Here is a 24,935-nt window from a genome sequence, read left to right on the forward strand (position 1 = left end):
CCCAAGCCCTCACCGTCACAGGAAAGAAAATTGTTGCTGTGCAACCCAGCTGAACAATAACGCTGACAAGGAAACCCGGACCATCCGGCCCGGGCATTCAATCGCCAGCTTTCCGGATCTCCCAATCTTCAGTCATCCAGCAGCAGCAAACAGGCGCCAAGAACCTTGCGCGTGCCGTCAAACACCACTGATTTTTCGCCGCGCCAGCGGCTGGCATGGCGATGGCCGACCGGCCATCCGGAGGTCAGGCTGCGCAGGGTTTCACCGGTCTCCGCTGCGATCCGACCCACCCGGGTTTTCAGATTGGCATGAAAAGTATCCCGGTGCAGTGCTTCCATCCGCAGATGAAACAGAGATGACCGGCTGCGCGGCGCGATCTGCATGGCGTCCACCTGCTCTTCCGCTCCGGCCCAGATCGCCAATGCACGGGCTTGCAGCCGTTCGGCCTTATTCAATGCACCTGCCCGGAACTGCAGCACCGCCAGATTTGCGGCTGACGCAGCCCGGCGCAAATCATCTGCCGCAAAGGCAACCCGCGCCACAAAATCCGCCAAGCGGAACAGCTGCACCGCCTTGCGCGGGCGGTCACGTCCAGCCTCAGCCAGCGCCCTCTCCATCAGCCGCTCCCAGATCAGATCGGCGCGGGACCATCCCGCTTCGCGCGCGACCCGCATTTCCGCGTCAGGCTTAAAGCCCCAGATACGCGGCCCGGACGTGTTCATTGCCGTGAAGCTCATCTGCTGGCCCCTCCATTGCTGCATTTCCCGTTTCCAGAACATAGGCGTAGTCGGCCAATTCCAACGCCAGTTCGGCGTTCTGCTCAACCAGCACCACCGACAATCCGTTGGCGTTGATCTCCTCCACGATCCGGGCGATTTCCTCGACAATCACCGGTGCCAATCCCATCGAAGGCTCATCCATCAGCAAAAGCCGCGGCTTGGACATCAGTGCGCGGCCAATCGCCAGCATCTGCTGCTCACCCCCGGACATTGTCTTTGCCATTTGGGTGCGCCGCTCGCGCAGGCGCGGGAAGCGGCTGAAGACATCTTCCAGATCCTCCTCCACTCCATCCGTATCCTTGCGCAAAAACGCCCCGGTGCGCAGGTTTTCCTCCACTGTCATATCGGGGAAGATCCGCCGCCCCTCCGGCACATGGGCGATGCCGTGTGCCACCACCTTATGCGCAGGCAGATGGTCGATCCGCTTGCCCTCAAACGTGATCTCGCCCGAAGTGATCGGCATCATCCCCGACATCGCCCGCAGCGTGGTAGTCTTGCCCGCCCCGTTGCCGCCGATGATGGTGACGATCTTGCCCTCCGGCACCGCAACCGAGATGTTCCGGATCGCGTTGATCTTGCCGTAGTTGACAGCAATGTTCTTCATCTCAAGCAACATGGCGTGCGCCTCCCAAATAGGCCTCGATCACCGCCGGATGGTTGCGGATCTCCTGCGGGCCGCCTTCGGCCAGAAACTTGCCAAAACTCATGCAGGTGATGTTGTCGCACAGCCCCATGATCGCCTGCATGTCATGTTCAACGATCAGGATGGTGATCCCGTCCGCCTTCAGCCGTTCCATCAGATCCATCATCTGCCGGGTCTCTTCCGGGTTCATGCCGGTGAACGGCTCGTCCAGCAGGATCACATCCGGATGGCTGGCATAGGCCACCGCCATGCCCAGCGCCCGCTGGTGACCATGACTCAAGTCGCCCGCGCGCTCGTGCATCACATGATCCAGGCCGAAGAACTCCAGCGCTTCCTTGGCACGCGCCTCAGCACCGCTGCGGTCCTCGTGGTCCCAGCCGATGATCGCGGCAAAGATATTGGGGCGGAACGGCATATGGGTGCCGACCAGCGCATTCTCCAGCACCGTGAGTTCAGCAAACAGCGTCGAGTGCTGAAACGTCCGCACCACCCCGCGCCGCGCAACCTCGTGCATTTGCAGGCCGGAGATATCTTCACCACGCAGCAGCACCTGGCCTTCGGTGGGCTTATAAAACCCCGAGATCATGTTGAAGGTCGTGGTCTTCCCTGCCCCGTTCGGGCCGATCAGCCCGTGGATGGTACCGTGTTCCACCTTGAACGACAGGCTGTCCACCGCTGTCAGGCCGCCAAACCGCATGGTCAGGTCTTTGACCTCAAGAAAATCAGTCATTCTGCCGGCCTCCGTTCCGCCGCGCCGCCCGCGGCACGTCTTTGGGTGAATTTCTGCACGATGCTTTCCAGCCCGCTGGGCAGGAACAGGATCGACAGGATCATGATGGCGCCATAGATCAGCGGCCGCATCTGCTCGAGGCCCAGCTCACGCAGCACAACCTCGTTGATCACCGTCAGCACCACGCAGCCCAGGATCGGTCCGTAGAATGTCGCGGTACCGCCGACAATCGCCCAGGTCAGCACATAGACCATCAGATCAATATCAAAGGCGTTGGGATTGATGGTGCCAATGTAATGCGCCAGCAGCGCACCCGAGATGCCGGCAAAGCCCGAGGCGATGGCAAAGGCCAGCGTCCGGTAGGCCCGCACATTCACGCCCGAGGCCTGCGCCAGCTTGTCTTGCCAATGCACCGCATGGAAGGTCAGACCAACCGGCGATTTCTCAATCCGCCACAAGATCCACAGGCAGACCGCCACAATGACGCCTGCAAAGTAGTAATAGGACGTCGGTTCAAAGAAATCGAACTGGTAGAACCCGACCGAGAAATCCGGCATCGGGTCGATCCCCTTGATCCCTTTGGCGCCGCCAAACGGGTCCCGGAACCGTTTCCACAGCAGGCGGATGATTTCACCCGCTGCAAACGATCCGATCAGGAAGTAAAACCCCTTCATCCGGAACAGCGGGAAGGACAGCAGCACCGCAATCAGCGCCGCAATCACCCCGCCCAGCAGCATCGAAACCGGCACATAAACACCCAGCTTCTTGGTCAGCAGGGCTGAGGAGTAGGCCCCAACCCCCATGATCACCACATGCCCCAGCGACCATTCGCCGGTCAGCGTCAGCAGCCGGTAGCTGGCCACCAGCAGCACATTGATGGTCAGGAACACCAGGATTTCCTGCTGCGAAAAGCTAAGGCCATGCGGCAGGGCAATCAAAGCGGCCAGCGCCGCGATCCATATCAGGAACTTAGGCACGGTCCGCACTCCCAAACAATCCGGTGGGCTTCACGATCAGCACAACCAGCATCAGCGACAGACCAACGATGTCAGCCAGCACACCATCATAGAAAGTGGTCACAAACGTATGCACCAGCGCATAAGCGACCGAGGCGACGATGGCGCCTTCCAGCGAGCCGACCCCGCCGACGATGATGACGATAAAGGCGGTAACGATCACCGAATGGCCCATATGCGGGTTGACCGAAACCAGCGGCGCGGTCAGCGCGCCTGCGATCCCGGCCAGACCGGCGCCGATGAACATGGCAATCCGCGCGGTCATGGTGATTGATATCCCCTGCAGCGCCGCGGCTTCAGGATCCTGGGCTGATGCGCGCAGTGCCCAGCCGAACTTGGTCCGCTTCAAAAAGTACCATAGCGCCGACAGCAGCACGATTGCGGCAATGATCACATAGAGCCGCGCCACCGGCAGCCGCACCTTGTCACTGAACACGATGACCTCTTGGGTTACCGGTGGAATATGCACCATCCGCACGCCGAACCCCATCACCGCCAGCGCCTGCAGGATCATCAGAAACCCGATTGAGGCGACCAGCCCGCCCAAGGGATTGTCCTTCAACGGCCGGAACAGCGCCTTTTCCATCAACAGGCCCAGACAGCCCACAAACAACAGGCCAATGGCAACTGCGATAAAGAACGGCACGTGCAGCTCTGCATAGAGCGCCACAATCGCATAAGCGCCCGCCATGAACAGTTCGCCATGGGCAAAATTGATCACCCCCATGACGCCAAAAATCAGCACAAGCCCCACCGCAACAAGGGAAATATAGCTCGCAGCATACACGGCGTTCAGGCCGGTCTGCGCCAGAAGGTCCAGCATTGGATTGTCTCTTTAATCAGTCGGTCTGCGGCGCGAGGATCTGCCCCCCGCCGCGGGATTGCCTGCCTGAAAGATCAGCTGCGCTGATCCCACATCTGGTCATAGGCCTGCATATGCTTGATCAGCAGATCGCCATGTTTTGCGTACCAATCCGGGATCGAACGGAATTCCTTGATCCGGGCCTTGCCGCTCTCAATCGCCACCACAGGCCAGTCGCCAACCAGCGCGTTGTCGATGCCGAACAGCTCGGTGCCCCACCACTCCGCATCGCCAAAGGCATGCTTGCCCTTGCCCTCTTTCATCGCAGCCGCCACCGCATCCGGGCTGGCCGATCCTGCCTTCTCCGCTGCTGCCTTCCACAGATCCATGATCGAGGCATACTCCCAGCTCACAGCCCCCCATTGGCCCGGATGGCGGGTGTTGAACTCCTCATAGAACCCATTCGGATCGGTAAAGTTTATGTTGTCGCCATTCAGCGCCGGATCATCGAAATCCGGGAACTGGAAGACAAACCCTTCCATGAACTCTTCCGAGGTCTTGGCGATCATCTGGTCATAGAAATCCGCAGTGCAGGAAATGATCTGCCCCTTGAACCCTTGCTGGAACAGCTGCTCGGCAATCGGATGCACGTAATCACTGTAGCAGGTATCCAGGCAGACAATATCCGGGTTCTTGCTGATCAAACGGGTGACAACCGGCGCAAAATCGGTGGTGGCAGGGTCAAACAGCAGCGGATCATCCAGCATTTCAATGCCCGCGGCCTCAAACGCCGCCAGATAGGTCGCAACCGAGGGCAGGCCAAGCGCATCATCCTGCGCGCACATCACCGCGGTTTTCAGATCCGGCTTGTTCTCGGCCAGCCACTCCACCCCGGTCACATTGTAAATCGGGTGCACCTCAGCCGGTGCAATCAGCGTGTTGGAATCGGGTGACAAATCCGATGGCAGCAGGGTCGAGAACAGCATCCCGGTCTTGTCCGCCACCGGCTGCACACCGGGCCAGGTGTCGCCGCCCAGCATCATGATAAAGCTGACACCATCCTCGCGGATCAGCTTGGTGGCCCCGGTGCGCGCCTTGGCCGGGTCGTATTCGTTGTCATAAGACACAAACTCGACGTTATAGCTGCCATCGCCCAGCTTGATGCCGCCCGCGGCATTCACCCGCTCAGCCCAAATCTGGCAGCCGTCCAAGCCGGGTTTGCCCCAGGCTGCCACAGCTCCGGTCAGCGGTGCCAGGAAACCGATCTTGATGGTGCTGCCTGCGGCCAAGGACGCGGTCGGCAGGCCGGCACTCATCGCGGTAACCGCCGTCGACTTAAGGAACGTCCTCCGGGTCAGCCCCGATTTCACGATCTTGGAAATCATTTTCTTCTCCCATGTTGGACCCGCCTGTTTTTGCGGCGGTGTTTTCAGCAGGATGCGGCCGCTGTCTTCGGCGCCCGTTGATTTCAGCTCAACACGGCTGAACCAATTGGGGTAAATTGGCCCCATCCTGGACCAAGGCTAGCAGCGAGTTGGTTCACCGCAAAGAAATTTTCTTTCATACAGCGAACCAAAAAGGCACCAATACAAGACCATTCACTCGGATATACGGCAAAACATATCCTGAAAACGACATAAAAACATGACCTTGCAGCACATGTTATTCAAACACGTCTTCAACCAATTTAAGAACCAATTTTTTCAACTTTCTTGCCGCCGGGGCCAAGAATCGTTAGCCTTAAGACCAATCCCAGCTGTGTCAGACGGTTGCATTGAGGCCGCCAAAACGGGTAACTGCACATCTGTCACAGCGATCAGGCGCAGGGGATTCCCCCGCCCATCCGGCCCGGAAAAAACAGACCATGAGCTCAGCGGAAGACACCACCTCGCAAATCCTGACCACCCATTCGGTTGGCGCCACGGTGCAAGTCGTGATCGACACTCTGTTTGCACGTATCAAGGCGGGCACCTACCCGGTGGACACCCGGCTGCCGTCAGAACGCACCCTGGCCTCCGAGCTGGGCGTTGCCCGCAATACTGTGCGCGAAGCACTGGACGTTCTGGCCAGCCAGGACGTGATCCATCGCCGCCCCGGGTCCGGCAGCTTTGTCAAATTCCGCTCTGATCCCAAACCCGAAACCACTTATTCGTCACTGGCCAAAGAAGTTTCGCCGCTGGACCATTTGGTGGTGCGCGGCATTCTGGAACCGGAACTGGTGCGCCTTGCAGTGATCAACATGACCCCGCGGCAGATCGAGGAGCTGGACCAGATCCTCTCGCGCGTCGAAGCGGTCCGCACTGATCCGGGGGAATTCATCGAGGCTGAGGAAGATCTCTACCGCAAGATTGCCGAGGGTACCGGCAACCCGCTGCTGCACTCCTGCTACGAGCTGACAATCGAGGCCTGCCGCCTGTCCTACCGTACTGCGCTGCGCCGCCGCCATCTGACGCCGCAACGGATGCAAGAATACCAGAAACGCTACAACACGCTGTTCAACGCCATCGCCTCACGCGATGTGGAATCCGCGGTTGAATTCATCAAGCTGCACCTGATCGACGAGCAGAAGCTGCTGCTGCAGGAAGTCTAAACCCGGCCGGTCTTCCGCCCGCTCAGCCCTTCACTGCGCGTGAGCTGACCTCGCTGCCCGGCGCACCGCTTTCCAGCCGCTGGTGCCACAGCTGCCCCAATGCCGCCATTTCGGATTTCAGCAAGGCGGAATGCTGCGCCAGCCAGTCGGGGATCGACTTAAACCCGGCAATCCGCGCCTTGCCTTCCTGAATGGTCACGACAGGCCAATCGCCAACCAAGGCATTGGAAATACCGAAAATATCCTCGCCCCACCATTCCGCATGGCCAAACGCGTGGGTGACATGCCCCAGCTGTTTCATCGCGGCCAGCACCGATGGAGGTTCGACGGAACCGGCCTTCTCCACCGCGCTGTGCCAGATGTCAAGGATCGCCACATACTCCCAGCTGACCGCCGACCAGCTGCCTGGGAAACGGCGGTTGTATTCCTCAAAAAACACATGCGGGCGGTTAAAGAAAAACGCCTTTTCCCGCAGCAGCGGATCGTCAAAATCCGGAAACTGGAAAACCACGCCCTCCATGAATTCGGGCGACGTCCGTTCCACCAGCTGATCATAGCCATCCATGGTGCAGCTGATAATCTGCCCCTTGAACCCTTTGGCATAGGCATATTCGGTCATCGCATGCACCATGGGCGCATAAGACGAGCACCAGCACAGGATATCGGCGCCGCTCTCCAGCATCGGGTCGACCACCGGCCCCGGATCGCTGGAACCCGGATCATACTGCACCTCGCGCAGGATCGTTTTGCCTGCCGCCTTGAACGCCGCGCGGTAGACCGCCTGTGACGGCATCCCCAGCAGATCCGCCTGGCTGCATAAGGCCACGGTTTTCAAACCCGGTTTATTTTCCGCCAGCCAGGCTACGCCGGTCACATTCTGGATCGGGTGCGCTTCGCTGGGCGCGATCAGATAGGGCGTATCGGGCGACAAATCGGAGGGCAGCAGCGTCGAGGTCAGCACCTTGTTGCGCATCAGAAAATCGCGCACCGGCGCAAAGGTATCGCCGCCCAGCATCAGCATAAGCTTCACCTTATGCTTCTGTACCAGTTCCACCGCGCCCTCCAGCGAACGTTCCGGGTCATATCCGCAATCGTAGGAATGGATGCGGATCGGGTAGCGGCGGCCGCCAATCAGCACCCCGCCAGCCTTGTTCAGCCCGTCTTCCCAGATCCGGCAGCCGTTCAGCCCTGGCAGCCCCCAGCTCTCCACCCGACCCGAAAGCGGGCCGAGAAAGCCGATATTCACTGATTCTGTCATTCCCACCGACAGCCGCGGCAGCGCCGCGCGGGCCGTCAGCTGGTGTACAAAACTGGTCGTCTTCATGGCTTGAATCCTAACAACAATTCACTGCTTCGCCAGTCCCATCAGAGAAAAAACATATTCCCTCCGTGAAAATATGTTGACTCGGCAGTGCAATTTTGGACCTAATTGGATCAGACCAAAAGAACCAAACTACAATATTGGTCCGTACCAATGGGAGAGCCACATGACAAAGAAACGTATCGCCATCATCGGAGCCGGCCCCTCCGGCCTGGCCCAGCTGCGCGCATTCCAGTCCGCCGCCAACAAGGGCGAAGAAATCCCGGAGATCGTCTGCTTTGAAAAGCAGGACAACTGGGGCGGGCTGTGGAACTACACTTGGCGCACCGGCCTGGATGATAACGGCGAACCGGTGCATTGCTCGATGTACCGCTACCTGTGGTCCAACGGGCCAAAGGAAGGCCTGGAATTTGCCGACTATTCCTTTGAGGAGCATTTCGGCAAACAAATCGCATCCTACCCGCCGCGCGCTGTACTGTTCGACTACATCAAAGGCCGGGTGGAAAAAGCCGACGTGCGCAAGTGGATCCGCTTCAACTCGCCGATCCGCTGGGTCGAATACAATGAGGACGCGGGCAATTTCACCGTCACCGTACACGACCACGCCAAGGACAGCACCTACAAGGAAGACTTCGATCACGTTATCTGCGCATCGGGCCATTTTTCGACCCCGAATGTGCCGTTCTATCCGGGTTTTGACACCTTCAACGGCCGCGTACTGCACGCCCACGACTTCCGCGACGCGCGCGAGTTCAAGGGCAAGGACATCCTGATCCTCGGCGCCTCTTACTCGGCCGAGGACATCGGCTCGCAGTGCTGGAAATACGGCGCCAAATCGATCACAACTTCCTACCGCTCTGCCCCGATGGGCTTCAAATGGCCGGACAACTGGGACGAGGTTCCGGCCCTGGAGTCAGTCAACGGCAACACCGCAACCTTCGCGGACGGCACCCAAAAGGAAGTTGACGCGATCATCCTTTGCACCGGCTACAAGCATTTCTTCAGCTTCCTGCCGGACGATCTGCGCTTGAAAACTGCCAACCGCCTTGCCTCGGCTGGCCTCTATAAGGGCGTGGTTTTTGCCCATAACCCCAAGATGTTCTATCTGGGCATGCAGGATCAATGGTTCACTTTCAACATGTTCGACGCCCAGGCCTGGTGGGTCCGCGATGCGATCATGGGCAAGATCGAAATTCCCGCGGACAAGGCAACCCTGCTGGCCGACGTGAAGGAGCGTGAAGCGCGCGAAGAAGCCTCGGATGACGTTAAATACGCGATCAAATACCAGGGCGACTATGTGCTGGAGCTGATCGAAGAGACAGACTACCCGACCTTCGACGTGGCCGGCGCATGCCAGGCGTTCTATGAATGGAAGGGGCACAAGGCCGAAGACATCATGGCTTTCCGCAACCATTCCTACAAATCGGTCATCACCGGCACCATGGCGCCGGTCCACCACACCCCGTGGAAGGACGCCTTGGACGACTCGCTGGAAGCCTACCTGCAGAACTAGGATCTGCTTGCTTTGGCAGATCCGCCTGCGCCGTTTTCCTTCCTGGGCGGCGCAGGCACCTTTCGCCGCTGTGCGAATCCCTCTTCGCAAGCTAATATCCACCTTATGCAGCGCGATAATACCATGACACTTGGCTTCCTGATTTTCCCGGGCTTTCCAATGGCCTGCCTGACCTCGGCTATCGAGCCTTTGCGGGCGGCGAATGAAATTGCCGGCACTGAAACTTTTCACTGGAAACTGGTCTCGGAAACCGGCGCCAGCGTGAACGCCTCTGCCAATGTGGCCTTTCAGCCTGACTGCGCCCTGGATCAGGCCGATGACATCGACACGCTGTTTTTATTGTCCAGTCCGCAAGGCAAGTTCGAAGACCCCAAAGGCTCCAACGGCAAGCTCCGCCACCTGGCCCGCCACGGCACCACCATGGGTGCGGTCTCGGGCGGAGTGTTCCCGCTCGCGCGTTCCGGCCTGCTCGACGGGCACAGCTGCTCGGTCCACTGGTGCTACAAGGCCGCCTTCAGCGCCGAATTCCCATCGCTTGCCACCGTCGACGACGTAATCGTTCTGGACCGCCGCCGCTTTACCGCCAGCGGTGCTGCGGCAATGTTCGACCTCTCGCTCAAACTGATCGAGCAGACCATGGGCGACGCGGTGATGACCGAGGTTGCCTGCTGGTTCCAGCACCCGATGGTCCGGGCCGAGGGCGTGCGTCAGAAGATCCCCGCCTTTAAGACCGACAGCACCGCCGACAGCCTGCCGCCGCCAGTGGCCAAGGCAGTGGAGCTTTTTGCCGACAATCTGGAGCATCCGGTGTCGATCCGCGACGCCGCCAGCGAAATCGGCGTCTCCCCGCGGCAGTTAGAACGCAGCTTCAAATCCGCCACCGGGCAAAGCCCCGCAATCTATTACCGTACACTGCGGATGAACGCGGCCCGACAGCTGGTAATGTACTCCCGGGATTCCATTACCTCGATCGCCAATGCAGTTGGCTATGCTACATCCTCGACCCTATCGCAGCATTACCGCGACAGTTTTGGCGTCACTCCGCAAGAGGAGCGTCGCAAGGTGAACCTGTTCCGGGTCCAGGACAACCGCCCAATTCCTTCAGCCTAGCGGCCCCCTAAACAGCAGAGGCGTTGGCCATGGCGTTTCATTCGAGCAACACAGAAGCTTGTCGCACATTCAATGCTAGTTACATTGGCATCCCTCAGAATAACCCCTGCACACCACCTGGATCCAGTTGTACCGCGTGCGGCTGAGCGGCCATTTCCAAGGGCTCGTCCAATGCGGGTTCAGCAAGAACCTCTCCGGGTAAAACCGGTTGGGCTGCCAGTTCGACACCCAGCCCCAATGGCAAAGGAAGACCACCCAATCCCAGATCAAGATCCAGCACGATCCCATTTTCGGGAACCACATTTACATCAAAACTGCTGGAAGACGTCTCGACCTCTCCATCCGGTGCTTGCAGCGTAGTTTCGACATTGATCGTAGCGGCCCCCAAGTCACCGGAGGCCGGCGCGATTGTCAATTGTGACAAATCCCAGCCCGTGACGTCCAGCTCCCCTCCGGCAGGGATGCCCGCATTCCCATCCGAACTGATCACCCAATTGTCCGGAACATCGGTCAATTTGACCGAAAGCAATGCGGACGTTCCGGTGTCGATGTCCACGATGAACCCAGCATCATCATCATCTTCGATGGTACCGGCCGGGCTGGGCGTCACCAGGCTGAAATCTGTCTCTCCAGGCCCGCGCCACTCCAGTGTCATCTCTGCGTCGCCATTCAGGTCGAGGTGATGAATGACGATTTCATGCTCACCTGCGCCCATGTTGCAGGCCCCGATCTGCACGGTGGCAAGCCCCTCAACCGCATTGATAACCACAGGATCCCCATCGATCCACATAACAACGGTATCACCGCTGGTCAGCCGAAACTCATAGTTGCCCGGATCATCAACTTGGATACGACCGGTGACCCGGGTTGCAAACACATCGGCTGATGCTGCATCAAAAAACGAAAACGGGGTGCTCGGGAAATCAATGGTCTCTGTATAGAAATCCCCTAGCGGATCACTGCCAAAATCGACACCCAGGATACCTAGCACCCCATCCGCAACTGCGATCTGTTCCACATGGAAACTGGTGCTCACTGTCACAGCAGCCGGCGGGACAGCAACATCCCCGACCGTCAGGCTGAAGGTCTCGCTGCTGCTCAGCCCGCCGGGATCCGTCGCCGTCACCGTCACCGGGACCGTGGGCTCCGCCTCATGGTCCAGGCTGATGCCGTCCTTCAGCTTCAGCACCCCGCCGGTGACCTCAAACCGCGCATCATCCACCGTATAGGTCAGCGCATCGCCCTCCGGATCGCTGGCCGAGACCGCGCCGACCGCCGCCCCCGCCGCGTTTTCCGCAACCGTAGTATTGTCCAGCACTGGCGCGCCCGGGGCCTCGTTCACATCCCCGACCGTCAGGCTGAAGGTCTCGCTGCTGCTCAGCCCGCCGGGGTCCGTCGCCGTGACCGTCACCGTGACCGAAGGCTCCGCCTCATGATCCAGGCTGATGCCGTCCTTCAGCTTCAGCACCCCGCCGGTGACCTCAAACCGCGCATCATCCACCGTATAGGTCAGCGCATCGCCCTCCGGATCGCTGGCCGAGACCGCGCCGACCGCCGCCCCCGCCGCGTTTTCCGCAACCGTAGTATTGTCCAGCACTGGCGCGCCCGGGGCCTCGTTCACATCCCCGACCGTCAGGCTGAAGGTCTCGCTGCTGCTCAGCCCGCCGGGGTCCGTCGCCGTGACCGTCACCGTGACCGAAGGCTCCGCCTCATGATCCAGGCTGATGCCGTCCTTCAGCTTCAGCACCCCGCCGGTGACCTCAAACCGCGCATCATCCACCGTATAGGTCAGCGCATCGCCCTCCGGATCGCTGGCCGAGACCGCGCCGACCGCCGCCCCCGCCGCGTTTTCCGCAACCGTAGTATTGTCCAGCACTGGCGCGCCCGGGGCCTCGTTCACATCCCCGACCGTCAGGCTGAAGGTCTCGCTGCTGCTCAGCCCGCCGGGGTCCGTCGCCGTGACCGTCACCGTGACCGAAGGCTCCGCCTCATGATCCAGGCTGATGCCGTCCTTCAGCTTCAGCACCCCGCCGGTGACCTCAAACCGCGCATCATCCACCGTATAGGTCAGCGCATCGCCCTCCGGATCGCTGGCCGAGACCGCGCCGACCGCCGCCCCCGCCGCGTTTTCCGCAACCGTAGTATTGTCCAGCACTGGCGCGCCCGGGGCCTCGTTCACATCCCCGACCGTCAGGCTGAAGGTCTCGCTGCTGCTCAGCCCGCCGGGGTCCGTCGCCGTGACCGTCACCGTGACCGAAGGCTCCGCCTCATGATCCAGGCTGATGCCGTCCTTCAGCTTCAGCACCCCGCCGGTGACCTCAAACCGCGCATCATCCACCGTATAGGTCAGCGCATCGCCCTCCGGATCGCTGGCCGAGACCGCGCCGACCGCCGCCCCCGCCGCGTTTTCCGCAACCGTAGTATTGTCCAGCACTGGCGCGCCCGGGGCCTCGTTCACATCCCCGACCGTCAGGCTGAAGGTCTCGCTGCTGCTCAGCCCGCCGGGGTCCGTCGCCGTGACCGTCACCGTGACCGAAGGCTCCGCCTCATGATCCAGGCTGATGCCGTCCTTCAGCTTCAGCACCCCGCCGGTGACCTCAAACCGCGCATCATCCACCGTATAGGTCAGCGCATCGCCCTCCGGATCGCTGGCCGAGACCGCGCCGACCGCCGCCCCCGCCGCGTTTTCCGCAACCGTAGTATTGTCCAGCACTGGCGCGCCCGGGGCCTCGTTCACATCCCCGACCGTCAGGCTGAAGGTCTCGCTGCTGCTCAGCCCGCCGGGGTCCGTCGCCGTGACCGTCACCGTGACCGAAGGCTCCGCCTCATGATCCAGGCTGATGCCGTCCTTCAGCTTCAGCACCCCGCCGGTGACCTCAAACCGCGCATCATCCACCGTATAGGTCAGCGCATCGCCCTCCGGATCGCTGGCCGAGACCGCGCCGACCGCCGCCCCCGCCGCGTTTTCCGCAACCGTAGTATTGTCCAGCACTGGCGCGCCCGGGGCCTCGTTCACATCCCCGACCGTCAGGCTGAAGGTCTCGCTGCTGCTCAGCCCGCCGGGGTCCGTCGCCGTGACCGTCACCGTGACCGTGGGCTCCGCCTCATGGTCCAGGCTGATGCCGTCCTTCAGCTTCAGCACCCCGCCGGTGACCTCAAACCGCGCATCATCCACCGTATAGGTCAGCGCATCGCCCTCCGGATCGCTGGCCGAGACCGCGCCGACCGCCGCCCCCGCCGCGTTTTCCGCAACCGTAGTATTGTCCAGCACTGGCGCGCCCGGGGCCTCGTTCACATCCCCGACCGTCAGGCTGAAGGTCTCGCTGCTGCTCAGCCCGCCGGGGTCCGTCGCCGTGACCGTCACCGTGACCGAAGGCTCCGCCTCATGATCCAGGCTGATGCCGTCCTTCAGCTTCAGCACCCCGCCGGTGACCTCAAACCGCGCATCATCCACCGTATAGGTCAGCGCATCGCCCTCCGGATCGCTGGCCGAGACCGCGCCGACCGCCGCCCCCGCCGCGTTTTCCGCAACCGTAGTATTGTCCAGCACTGGCGCGCCCGGGGCCTCGTTCACATCCCCGACCGTCAGGCTGAAGGTCTCGCTGCTGCTCAGCCCGCCGGGGTCCGTCGCCGTGACCGTCACCGTGACCGAAGGCTCCGCCTCATGATCCAGGCTGATGCCGTCCTTCAGCTTCAGCACCCCGCCGGTGACCTCAAACCGCGCATCATCCACCGTATAGGTCAGCGCATCGCCCTCCGGATCGCTGGCCGAAACCGCGCCGACCGCCGCCCCCGCCGCGTTTTCCGCAACCGTAGTATTGTCCAGCACTGGCGCGCCCGGGGCCTCGTTCACATCCCCGACCGTCAGGCTGAAGGTCTCGCTGCTGCTCAGCCCGCCGGGGTCCGTCGCCGTGACCGTCACCGTGACCGAAGGCTCCGCCTCATGATCCAGGCTGATGCCGTCCTTCAGCTTCAGCACCCCGCCGGTGACCTCAAACCGCGCATCATCCACCGTATAGGTCAGCGCATCGCCCTCCGGATCGCTGGCCGAGACCGCGCCGACCGCCGCCCCCGCCGCGTTTTCCGCAACCGTAGTATTGTCCAGCACTGGCGCGCCCGGGGCCGTGTTGACAGAAGGATCGCTGGGATCCGGATCCGTTGGTGTCGGGTCAACTGGGTCAGGATCCGCTGGTGTCGGGTCAACTGGGTCAGGATCCGTGGGCGTCGGGTCCACTGGGTCCGGATCCGTTGGTGTCGGGTCCACAGGGTCAGGATCCGTAGGCGTCGGGTCCACTGGGTCAGGATCCGTTGGTGTCGGGTCCACAGGGTCAGGATCCGTAGGCGTCGGGTCCACTGGGTCAGGATCCGTTGGTGTCGGGTCCACTGGGTCAGGATCCGTAGGCGTCGGGTCCACTGGGTCAGGATCCGTTGGTGTCGGGTCAACTGGGTCAGGATCCGCTGGTGTCGGGTCAACTGGGTCAGGATCCGTTGGCGTCGGGTCCACAGGGTCCGGATCCGTAGGCGTCGGGTTCACTGGGTCAGGATCCGTTGGCGTCGGGTCAATTGGGTCAGGATCCGTTGGCGTCGGATCCACTGGGTCCGGATCCGTTGGTGTCGGGTCCACAGGGTCAGGATCCGTTGGTGTCGGGTCAACTGGGTCAGGATCCGTTGGTGTTGGGTCCACAGGGTCAGGATCCGTAGGCGTCGGGTCCACTGGGTCAGGATCCGTTGGTGTCGGGTCCACTGGGTCCGGATCCGTAGGCGTCGGGTCAACTGGGTCAGGATCCGTTGGTGACGGGTCAACTGGGTCCGGATCCTGCGGTGTGCCAGGCTTACCGGTTCGACCTCCGGCAGGAGGCACAGGAGAAAACAAGGCCTGTGGCCCGGCATCACTGCTTTGAAAGGCGCCAGCTTTGGCGGGCGGTTCGGCAATTGATGCTGGCAATGCGGCTTGCTGTAACTCCGGCGTTGCCGTCGTATCCCCTCCACGAATGGCAGAAGGCGCGGCGGGCAGCCGTCCTTGATCCGGCAAAGCTAAGGAAGGATCTTCTAAACCGTCGGCTTCAGCTGGCTTTTGCGCAGCACGGCCTGGCTGACTGCCGGTTTTTTGCGGCAGAACATCCCAGTCATCGCCCTGGGCTTTGTCCATTCCAGGGTAGTCCATAGTACCGCGATGCAAAAGAGACTGACGCTCTCCATTATCGGTGCCATCCCCTTCACCGAACTTTGGCGCCGTATTTGCCGCTTTCGTACGCAATTCACGCTCTGTTTCCTGAACCCGGACCCCAATCGGCTCAGCACTGAAATTTCCGGCACCTCCTGTGCCAAACGGATTATCCGCAGCCATCTAAAACTCCCCGGCAGAACATTACCATTTCACTCAACAAATATCCCGGGCAGCGGCCTGCAACGTCCGGCACCCTGACGCTTTCCAGTATGTTAATACCACTCAGCTCCACCATAAGGCGAATGATCCATCTTTAAATTTGCACCTAAATTGTAGCCGCCCTTGCTCAGCCGTTTACGCGGGATAAAGAGAAGATCCGCAATATTCAATCTATAGTAGTGTTTGTGTTTAAGGGGTAATTATGTCGGGGACAGGCCAGTCCAGCACTGCCGCCTTGCGGCCGGGTGTTTTGAAACTCGATCCCGATTCGATTCTTTCAGCGATCATCATCAATCTTCTGACGCTCGCCTTACCTGTTGCGATGCTTCTGGTTTTCGGCCGGGTCATTCCCAATCAATCTTATGACACTCTGTTCGGGATTTTTCTGGCCCTGATTGCCGTCTTGCTGATCGACTTTGTGCTGAAGGCTGCGCGCGCCCATTACGTGCTGGAAACCGCACGGCATGAAGGGGAACGGGCAGGCGAAACCTTGTCCGATGCCCTGTTTGAAGGCGCTCCCGGCGCGTTGGAGCAGATGGGGCAGGAAGCCGCTGTTGAACGTCTGATGGGGGTGCTGGGCCTGCGCCACGCTGTGAAAGAGCAGATCGTCAAAATGTCGGTAGATCTGGTGTTTTCCGTACTTTTCCTGCTGGTTATTGCCGCAATGGGCGGCTGGCTGGTGGCGGCTCCGCTCACCGTGATAGCCGGGCTGCTGCTGACGGTTGCCCTGCTGCGGCCGCCCTACCGGACAGCTTCGCAGCTGCAGCGGGAATACGACAAACGCAGGCTGTCATTCCTGCAGGAGATCCTGCAGCGGGCACAGCTGATCAAGCTGCTTGGCCTGGAGCATCAGATGCTGCGCCGGTATGAGCTGCTTCATGCCAGTGCCTCTGCGTCCGGGGAAAAAATCATCCGGGTGAGCAACGCCGGACAGGCTGCAGCCAGTGCCGGCTCCCAGATCGCTACAGTCCTGACCTGCGCCCTGGGAGGGCTGCTTGCCATACAAGGCAGCCTGTCAGTTGCAGAACTGGCTGCCAGCATGCTGCTGACCGGACGTGCCGTGCAGCCGGTCATCCAGCTGACATTTCTAAGTGCCGTCAAGGATGACGACAGGGCACGAACCTCCGGGCTGGCCAAGGTGGCTGCAGTGAAGAAAGCCGCCGCAGCGCCGGTGCGTGTCCCGGTGACCGGGGCGATCACCGTGAAAGGTTTATCTCTGGACCGGCCCGGGAAAAACGGCAGCTGGTTCCGCAATATCAGTTTTTCGGCGGCACCCGGGCAGCTGATTGCCATTGAAGGCGGTGTCCAGTGCTGCTCGGGGGCGTTCCTGCGGATCCTTGCCGGCGAAGTCCCGGCCAGCAGCGGAACGGTTTATCTGGACGGGCCCGGATATCTTGACCCGGATGCCGCCAACTCCCCGCCAGGCCTGGTGTTCGAGCCGCGGCAGCCTGCGCTGACAGATGGCGAAATTCTGGAGAACCTCACCCTCTTCGACCCCCAGCGGCACACCAAAGCCCTGCAGGCCGCAGCCTTGAAACTTGGTGTCAGCAGCCAGCTCGCCCAGCTTCCCAACGGGGTGCACAGCCAAGTTGCGCGCAATGGCCAAGGCGCCGGCAGCCCGGGGTTTTTCAGGCGCCTGGCCCTGGCAAGAACATTTGCGCAGCAACCCGCAATTCTGTTGCTTGAAGATCCCTTTGCCGACTTGGACTCGGACGGGGTGCGGGCACTCGAAGCGCTGCTGCTGTCCTTGCAAGGCAAGACAACCTGTGTGTTGACCCGGGCCGCCCCGGCAATTCTGGATGCTGCCAATACGACCATCCGGCTCAGCTCTGAAACCGCTGCATCCAGCGGCACGCGATGACCCGGCAAGGCGGAGATCTGATATGAACAGTATCAACACCGGCTTTGGGCAGCTGGACGGCACCCGGGTGCAGGGGCCGCACAGCAGTGTTCTTAAGTGGGCGGCAAGCAGGCAGCTGCAGGCAGAACCGGCGCGTGCCGCAGAACTGCTAGCGGCCTTGCTGCGGTTTGGCGGCTGGGACGCGATGGAGGCACAGGTGCGCGCGGCACTGCCGCACGGGCGCAGCAGTTTTGACGGCTGGGATTTATGCGACGCGCTGATTGCCTTGCGGGTGCCGTACCTGCGCCAGGATGGCCGTGCCGCGCAAGGTCCGGCAGAATCGGGGATCAGCCTTTACATCCGCCGGGAAGGCAGCTTTCGCCTGGCCAGCCCTGCGTCAGGGCGGGCAATGGCAGGCCCGGATGAAACCCGGCTGTCTTTGCTTCCGGCGTCGGATGCCAGCCGCCGGCCGGCAGCGCAAAGCACTGCGGCGCTCCTCAAGGGGCTGCAAGACCATGTCTGGTCGCTGCTGTTTGCCTCTTCTGCCATCAACCTGGCCGGACTGCTGACCCCGATTTTTGTCGTTCTGGTCTACAACCGCGCAATTCCGGCGGGCGCACCGGGGGTAATCACTGTGCTGGCCGCCGGGCTTTTTCTGGCCCTCGCTACAGAGCTTGCCATCCGCCGGATCCGCAGCCGCGCCCTGGTCAGCCTGGCAGCACAGCTGGAACACCGGCTGAGCCTTGCATTGCTGGAAAAACTGATGGTCTTCCCAAGCGCCTTGCAGCAGCAATCGGCCTCGCAACAGCAGCGGGCCCGGCTCAAGCAGTTCGAGACCGTCAGGGATGCACTGGTGGGTCCGCTGATGCAGGTCGCCCTCGACGCTCCATTTGTGGTGATTTTCGGCGCGCTCCTGTTCTATATTGCGCCGCCTGTCGGTTTCGCGGCCCTGGCTGCGGCGCTTGCACAAGTGGCGTTCCTTGCTGCTTTTGCACCGCATTTGCGCCGTCAGGAAGTGATTGCAAACGATGCCGCACGCGATTGGCGGAAGCTGTGCGAAACCGTCGTCAGCCAGCGCTGGCATTTGCGGCGTCTGCATAGCGCCAAACCCTGGAGGCAACGCTTCCACGCCTCCCTTGCCAATGCGCTGAACGCGTCCATGCGGCAGCAGTTCCTGATCGAGCTTTCAGCCCATGCCTCCCAGTTTCTCATCCTGCTGGCCGGGGTGGCCGGCGGGCTGCTGGCAACCAGAATGGCGATCCAGGGAGAGCTGACCATTGGCGGCTTCGTCGCAATTCTGGTGATGATTTGGCGGTTCCTGTCCCCGGTCCAGTCTCTGGCCCGGGCGACGGGCCAGGCGCTGGCCGTCCGGCAAAGCTTGCGGGACATCGACAAGGTTCTGGCCCAGCCAGAGGAAATGCGCCGCGAAGTGGCCCCCCGCACCGCACCGCCGGTGGCAGCACCGGTGGTGGTGGAACAGGCTGCTCTGCGGTTCGGCGGCAGCGGCGACCTGGCCCTGGCCGGCGCAAGCCTGAGCTTGCACAGCGGCACCATAACCGTTCTGTCCGGCGCCAATATGTCAGGCAAGACCCTGCTGGCGGAAATCTTGCCAGGATTGCACCAGCTTGCGGCCGGACGGGTTCTGTTCAACGGCACCGACCAGCGGCAGATTCCGGTGGACGACCTTCGCGGCGCAATCGCCTTTGCGCCTCAAGAACCAGCCTTCGTCTATGGCACGATCTGGCAGAATTTTGAACTTGCCCTGCCGGGCGCGTCGCAGCGGGAGGTTCTCGACGTCCTGGATGAAGCAGGGGTCCGCAGCGAAATCGAAGCCCTGCCGGACGGCATGAACACCCGCCTGACAGTCGAAGCCAGCGGCCGCCTGCCGCAAGAACTGCTTCAAGGCATGTCGCTTGCCCGTGCCCTGCTGCAAGCCGGACCGATCCGTATCTTCGATCAGCCCTGCGAAGGGCTGGACCCCGAACATGCCAAACGGATCCGCGCCGCCATTGCCCGGCGGCGGGCAAGCAGCACCACGCTGCTGATTTCAAACCGGCCCGGGGATCTTGCTCTGGGGGACAGTTTCACAGTGCTGCACCGCGGGCGAACGGTGCTGAACGGCAAGGGCCGCAAAGGGCGCGACAAGGCCAGCGCGTTTTTGAACGGCTCCCTGACCGGCGGATAGAGGCAAGGAGAGAGTGATGGAGCAGGAAACAACAGCCCTTTGGACCCCCAGCCTGGACGAGGCCAAGAAACGAGGGCTGAATGTGATCCACAAACCGGTCACCGGAACATCCCGCCGGGTGGCGCGCATTCTGTTTGCGGCGCTGGCGGCTGCAACGGCCTGGGGCTGGTACGCGGAACTGCCGGAACTGACCTATGCCAAAGGCCGGCTGGTGCCGTCGTCAAACCCGCGCCCGGTCGAGCATCCCGACGGCGGCGTCCTGGACGAAATCCTGGTGCGGGAGGGACGTTTTGTCGAGGCGGGCACCCCCGTGGCCCGGCTGTCCGCCAACCTGCTGACAGAAGAACAGGGCCGGCTCAATGTCCGTGAAGCTGCCCTGTCACGCGACACCGCCCGTTTGCAGTCTGTTATTTCGGTGATCAGCGGCACACTTTCCGGCAGTGCCGCCCGCGGCCAGCTGGAACCGGGCCACAGGCTGCTGGCCCAGCTGGATGCGTTTGAGGCCAGCCGTGCCCGCCACCGGGCCAGGATTTCAGAGCTGGAGCGGGCGCTCGAAATCCGCCAGCAGATCCTGGGAAACGCCCGCCGCCGCGAAGAAACCTTTGCGATCGAGCAATCCGCCGCCCTTGCGCTGCATGGCAAGGGGCTGCTCAGCACCACCGCGATGAGCCGGCTGAGCGCGCAGCAGCTTGAGATCGAAGGCGACCGGCTGCGGGCCTTTGCGGCACTGGCGGATGGTGAACGCAACCTGCACGAAGCCCGCCGCCAGGAACAGGAATTCGTGGCAGGTATCAAGGACACGCTGATGTCTGAACTGGAAACAGAAGAAGAAGAGCTTGCCTTGGTTTTACAGGCCTCGGCTGACAATGCCGCCCGGCAGCAGCGGCTGACCATCCTGTCCTCGGTGCCCGGGATTGTGCAAAAGCTGCATTTCAGCGGACCCGGCGAAGTTGTGGCCCCCGGGGAACCCATCGCCGAGATCCTGCCGACCCAGGACAGGCTGATTGCCGAGGTTGAGATCCAGCCTCAGGACATTGGCCACGTTGCAATTGGCGATCCGGTGGAGCTGAAATCCACCACGTTTGATGCCAGGCAATACGGCGTGCAGGCGGGTGAAGTCTTTGAAATATCGCCGAACTCCCGCCTGAACGAGCGTAATGAGGCGTATTTTGACGTCCGGATCGCGCTTATTGATGAAACCGCCGATGCAGAGAATCTAAGCAGCCGCCTGTCCGCCGGCATGGAAGTGAACGCCGCCATCCGGACCGGCGAGCGCACGGTTCTGGACTACATCCTGTCCCCAATCGCCGACCCGATCAGCCGCGCCTTTCACGAACGCTGAGCGGCGGCCGCCGTTGCCCCGGCCGGTGCGCCAAACAGCACAAAGGCAGCCGCCCGTTGCGGACGGCTGCCTTGTTCTGACTTGCCTCGTTCAGATCACCGATCTTGCGGCTGCCATCAGCGCATGATGCAGCGAGGCTGCAGAGGAGCGCGGGCCGATGATCGAATATTGCTGCCCCGGAACATGGCACAGCAGGAAGACGCCGAGATGCTCCATCGAGGTGCGCACCGCACTCCCCGCTTTTGCGCCGCGGATATCAGCATTGCACAGCCGCTCCAGCACATCAGAACAGCGCGCGCCTTCCAGGTCGAAGCGGCACCAGCCGTCGGTCTGCTCCACCACGGTACCGGCCTCGCCGACGGCCAGTTTCAGCTCACCCGCCAGCAGCTCGTGGCTGTCATGCGGGGCTGAGACCATCCACAGATCCGGCCCCATCCACCAGGCAGAGAACACACCGGTTTCAGCCCAGCCGGCCGGATCTGGCAACGCAGCACCCAAATATGCCGCAGCCGCAGATTTCACCGCCTCCTCCTGCCCCTGGCGCGCCGCCAGGGAGGCCAGCGCCCGGTCCGTGACCTCGTGGATCAACAGGCCGGTGAAGTTATCCGCCCGCGGCTCATACCCGCCCAGCGGAGAGATGGCTTTCAGGCCATGATTATCGAACTTACCCACGAAGACGCTCCCCTTCCGGATCCACAAAATGCGCGCTGACAACTTCGACCCGGGTTTCGCGGCCCTCCAGCGGGTTGACCGCGCGGATCACCTCGCCTTTGCGCGCGTCGCCGCGCTTCAGGAAACCGATCCCGATCGAACATCCCAGCACCGGCGAATAAGCGGCAGAGGTGATATAACCCTGATCGGTGGCAGCACTAACTTCGCCATCAGCGTTCATCAAATGCGACCCGGCCGGCACCGGATCGGCGGCATTCACCGGCTTGAAACCGACCAGCTTCAGCGCATCTTCCCGGTTCATGCCTTCGCGCTCGCTCAAGGTATTGCCGATACAGTCCTTCTTCTTGCTGACCATCCGTCCCATGCCAAGGTTCAGCGCCGAAGTCGTCCCGTTCAGCTCGTTACCGGCAGCATGACCCTTCTCGATCCGCATCACGCCCAGCGCCTCGGTGCCATAAGGAACCGCGCCGAACTCCTCGCCCGCTTCCATCAGCTTGCGGATCATCGCATCGCCGTACCGGGTCGGAACCGCGATCTCATAGGCCAGCTCGCCCGAAAACGAGATCCGGAACAGCCGCGCCCGGCAGCCGCCCGCCACGGTGACTTCCCCGCAGCCCATAAAGGGAAACGCCTCGTTCGAGAGGTCAAATTCGGGGTCCACGACCTTTTGCAGCAGCTTGCGGGCATTCGGACCGGCCACCGCGAACTGCGCCCAGGCCTCGGTGGTCGAGATCAGCTGCACATCCATGTCCGGGAACAGGCACTGGCGCGCAAATTCCATGTTGCGGTAGACCAGAACTGCGTTAGCGGTGGTGGTGGTGACCACGAAATGATCCTCGGCAAAGCGCGCGGCGGTGCCGTCATCGCAGGCAATGCCGTCCTCGCGCAGCATCAGCCCGTAGCGGACCTTGCCCACCGGCAGCTTGGCGAACGCATTGGCATACATCTTGTTCAGGAACGCCGCCGCATCCTTGCCCTGGACATCGATCTTGCCCAGCGTGGTCACATCGCAGATGCCGACCGAGTTGCGGGTCTGCAGCACCTCGCGGTCCACCGACTGGCGCCAATGGGTTTCACCCGCCTTGGGGAACCACTGGGCGCGCAGCCACTGGCCGACCTCGACAAATTCCGCGCCCTGCTCCTCCGCCCATTTGTGGCTGGGGGTCTTGCGGGTGGGGCGGAATTCCTCGCCGACCGAGCGGCCTGCCATCACGCCAAAGGACACCGGCGTATAGGGCGGGCGGAACATGGTGGTGCCGACCTCGGGGATCTGCTTGCCCGCAAGCTCCGCCATGATCGCCAGGCCGCCCATGTTGGAGGTCTTGCCCTGATCGGTCGCCATACCAAGGGTGGTGTAGCGCTTCAGATGCTCGACCGAGCGGAAGTTTTCCTGATGCGCCAGCTTCACGTCTTTGACGGTAACGTCGTTCTGCTGGTCCAGCCAGGCGCGGCCCTTGCCTTCCTTGACATACCAGAAGGGGGTCACGTTGATGGGCGCATCCTCGGCCTCGGGCAGATCTGCCGGTTTGGCCTCGATCCCCAGTTCCGACAGCGCAACCACGGCGCCCTCGGCACCGGCGCGCAGCGCGGCAGCGGTGGAGAAATCGCCGTTTGCAGCACCGGCCACAGACATGTTTTGCGGCAGTGTCCCCGCGGGGACAAAGGCGGCAATGTCTTCACGCCAGGCCGGGCGGCCGCGCTGGTGGCAGGTCAGATGCACGTTCGGGTTCCAGCCGCCGGAGACCGCCAGCGCGCCGCAAGGCACGTCGCGGGTGGTTCCATTGGCCAAACGCAGCTGCACCATTTCCAGGCCCAGCCGGCCTTTGGTATCGACCACCTGCGCACCGGCAAACAGCTCGGCGCCGTCAACCTTGGGCGCATCGGCGCGGGTGTCGATCACCGCGGCCACATTCACGCCTTTGGCGATCAGGTCCGCGGCAGTGCGGTGGCCGTCGTCATTGTTGGTGAAGACCGCAACACTTTGATCCGGCGTCACCGCCCAGCGGTTGGCATAAGCACGCACGGCCCCCGCCAGCATCACGCCCGGACGGTCGTTGTTTTCAAACGCGATGGGGCGTTCGGTGGCACCCGCCGCCAGCATCGCCCGCTTGGAGTAGATCCGCCACAGGATCTGCCGCGGCTTGCCCGCTTCCGGCGCCAGCACGTGGTCCGAAACCCGCTCAACCGCGCCATAGATACCGTGATCGAAGGCACCGATGATGGTGGTACGCGGCATCACCCGCACATTGTCCATCGCGGCCAGTTCAGCCTGCACCTGCGCCACCCAGGCAGCGCCGGTCAGATCACCAATGCCAAAGCTTTCGGCATTCAGCCGCCCGCCCAGCAGGAAATCCTCGTCGGCAATGATCACCTGCGCCCCGGCCCGGCCAGCGGTCAACGCCGCCATCAGGCCGGTAGGGCCGGAGCCGATCACCAGCAGGTCGCAATGCAGGAAACCCTTGTCATGAGCGTCCGGATCGTCCTCAAAGCTAATGCTTCCCAGACCCGCGGCCTTGCGGATGATGGGTTCGTACAGCTTCTCCCAGAACGCAGCCGGCCACATGAAGGTTTTGTAGTAAAACCCAGCCGTCAGGAAGTTCGAAAACCTGTCGTTGATCGCCATGAAGTCATGCTGCAAGGACGGCCAGCGGTTCTGCGAGTTTGCTTCCAGCCCCTCGTACAGCTCAGCTGTGGTGGCGCGGGTGTTCGGCTCCTGCCGCCCGCCGCTGCGCAGCTCAACCAGCGCGTTGGGCTCTTCGGATCCCGCTGTCAGCACGCCCCGCGGACGATGGTATTTGAACGAGCGGCCCATCAGCCGCACGCCGTTTGCCAGCAGGGCCGAGGCCAGCGTGTCGCCCTCAAACCCTTTGTAGCGTTTACCGTCAAAAGAGAAGGTCAGCGTCTTGCTGCCCTTGATCAGCCCGCCGTCCAGACGGTTCACTTGGCTACCCTTGCGGGCACCGGTGCTGCCGTCGGCCTGAAAGGCCACGCGGCCTGCGTTCATTA

The 24,935-nt window shown here is 62.0% G+C and carries 17 protein-coding genes; 7 read left to right on the forward strand and 10 right to left on the reverse strand.

The annotated features are described in order from the left end of the window. Positions 1-128: 128 nt before the first annotated feature. The 6 genes from K3724_RS18720 to K3724_RS18745 form a co-directional block, all read right to left on the reverse strand. Positions 129-737, reverse strand: a complete 609-nt coding sequence (locus K3724_RS18720; protein WP_259988108.1) for a tetratricopeptide repeat-containing protein — start codon at positions 735-737, stop codon at positions 129-131. Next, positions 688-1,395 carry an ABC transporter ATP-binding protein gene (locus tag K3724_RS18725; protein ID WP_259988110.1) on the reverse strand — a complete coding sequence of 236 codons (708 nt, stop codon included), beginning with the start codon at positions 1,393-1,395 and terminating at the stop codon, positions 688-690. The genes K3724_RS18720 and K3724_RS18725 overlap by 50 nt, the downstream gene beginning before the upstream one ends. Beyond that, on the reverse strand, positions 1,385-2,152 hold the full coding sequence (locus tag K3724_RS18730) for an ABC transporter ATP-binding protein (RefSeq protein ID WP_259988112.1): 768 nt from the start codon (positions 2,150-2,152) through the stop codon (positions 1,385-1,387). The genes K3724_RS18725 and K3724_RS18730 overlap by 11 nt, the downstream gene beginning before the upstream one ends. Further along, on the reverse strand, positions 2,149-3,129 hold the full coding sequence (locus tag K3724_RS18735) for a branched-chain amino acid ABC transporter permease (protein ID WP_259988114.1): 981 nt from the start codon (positions 3,127-3,129) through the stop codon (positions 2,149-2,151). Before K3724_RS18735 ends, K3724_RS18730 begins: the two co-directional genes overlap by 4 nt. After that, on the reverse strand, positions 3,122-3,991 hold the full coding sequence (locus K3724_RS18740) for a branched-chain amino acid ABC transporter permease (protein ID WP_259988116.1): 870 nt from the start codon (positions 3,989-3,991) through the stop codon (positions 3,122-3,124). The genes K3724_RS18735 and K3724_RS18740 overlap by 8 nt, the downstream gene beginning before the upstream one ends. A gap of 74 nt (positions 3,992-4,065) precedes the next feature. Further along, complete coding sequence (locus K3724_RS18745; protein WP_259988118.1) at positions 4,066-5,355, reverse strand: ABC transporter substrate-binding protein; 1,290 nt, start codon at positions 5,353-5,355, stop codon at positions 4,066-4,068. Between the two features lie 479 nt (positions 5,356-5,834). Between K3724_RS18745 and K3724_RS18750 the strand changes: the two genes are divergently transcribed. Beyond that, a complete protein-coding gene (locus tag K3724_RS18750) occupies positions 5,835-6,560 on the forward strand; it encodes a FadR/GntR family transcriptional regulator (RefSeq protein ID WP_259988120.1) in 726 nt (241 codons plus the stop codon). Between the two features lie 22 nt (positions 6,561-6,582). Here K3724_RS18750 and K3724_RS18755 read toward each other — a convergent pair whose 3' ends face one another. After that, positions 6,583-7,884 (reverse strand): ABC transporter substrate-binding protein, encoded by a 1,302-nt coding sequence (locus K3724_RS18755; protein WP_259988122.1) that lies wholly within the window; start codon positions 7,882-7,884, stop codon positions 6,583-6,585. A gap of 163 nt (positions 7,885-8,047) precedes the next feature. On the opposite strand from K3724_RS18755, the gene K3724_RS18760 reads away from it, so the two are divergent. Then, positions 8,048-9,394 (forward strand): NAD(P)-binding domain-containing protein, encoded by a 1,347-nt coding sequence (locus K3724_RS18760; RefSeq protein WP_259988124.1) that lies wholly within the window; start codon positions 8,048-8,050, stop codon positions 9,392-9,394. Positions 9,395-9,499: 105 nt separating this feature from the next. Continuing rightward, complete coding sequence (locus tag K3724_RS18765; protein WP_259988126.1) at positions 9,500-10,504, forward strand: GlxA family transcriptional regulator; 1,005 nt, start codon at positions 9,500-9,502, stop codon at positions 10,502-10,504. Between the two features lie 94 nt (positions 10,505-10,598). Here K3724_RS18765 and K3724_RS18770 read toward each other — a convergent pair whose 3' ends face one another. After that, the gene (locus tag K3724_RS18770) at positions 10,599-14,612 is read right to left on the reverse strand and encodes a PA14 domain-containing protein (RefSeq protein ID WP_259988128.1); all 4,014 of its coding nucleotides are present in this window, start codon (positions 14,610-14,612) and stop codon (positions 10,599-10,601) included. Between the two features lie 999 nt (positions 14,613-15,611). Between K3724_RS18770 and K3724_RS18775 the strand changes: the two genes are divergently transcribed. The 4 genes from K3724_RS18775 (at position 15,612) to K3724_RS18790 (ending at position 21,257) form a co-directional block, all read left to right on the forward strand. Beyond that, complete coding sequence (locus K3724_RS18775) at positions 15,612-15,929, forward strand: hypothetical protein (protein ID WP_259988130.1); 318 nt, start codon at positions 15,612-15,614, stop codon at positions 15,927-15,929. 163 nt (positions 15,930-16,092) lie between these two features. After that, positions 16,093-17,751 carry an ABC transporter transmembrane domain-containing protein gene (locus tag K3724_RS18780; RefSeq protein WP_259988132.1) on the forward strand — a complete coding sequence of 553 codons (1,659 nt, stop codon included), beginning with the start codon at positions 16,093-16,095 and terminating at the stop codon, positions 17,749-17,751. 22 nt (positions 17,752-17,773) lie between these two features. Then, positions 17,774-19,915, forward strand: coding sequence for an ABC transporter transmembrane domain-containing protein (locus K3724_RS18785; protein ID WP_259988134.1), 2,142 nt, complete (start codon positions 17,774-17,776; stop codon positions 19,913-19,915). A 16-nt stretch (positions 19,916-19,931) separates the two neighbouring features. Further along, positions 19,932-21,257 carry an HlyD family secretion protein gene (locus K3724_RS18790; RefSeq protein WP_259988136.1) on the forward strand — a complete coding sequence of 442 codons (1,326 nt, stop codon included), beginning with the start codon at positions 19,932-19,934 and terminating at the stop codon, positions 21,255-21,257. A gap of 90 nt (positions 21,258-21,347) precedes the next feature. Here the strand turns inward: K3724_RS18790 and K3724_RS18795 are convergent, their stop codons facing one another. Next, positions 21,348-21,929 carry a sarcosine oxidase subunit gamma gene (locus K3724_RS18795; RefSeq protein WP_259988138.1) on the reverse strand — a complete coding sequence of 194 codons (582 nt, stop codon included), beginning with the start codon at positions 21,927-21,929 and terminating at the stop codon, positions 21,348-21,350. Beyond that, positions 21,922-24,933 carry a sarcosine oxidase subunit alpha family protein gene (locus K3724_RS18800; RefSeq protein WP_259992686.1) on the reverse strand — a complete coding sequence of 1,004 codons (3,012 nt, stop codon included), beginning with the start codon at positions 24,931-24,933 and terminating at the stop codon, positions 21,922-21,924. The genes K3724_RS18795 and K3724_RS18800 overlap by 8 nt, the downstream gene beginning before the upstream one ends. Between the last annotated feature and the right edge of the window lie 2 nt (positions 24,934-24,935).

This window comes from Leisingera sp. M658 (genome assembly GCF_025144145.1).
Taxonomy (GTDB): domain Bacteria; phylum Pseudomonadota; class Alphaproteobacteria; order Rhodobacterales; family Rhodobacteraceae; genus Leisingera.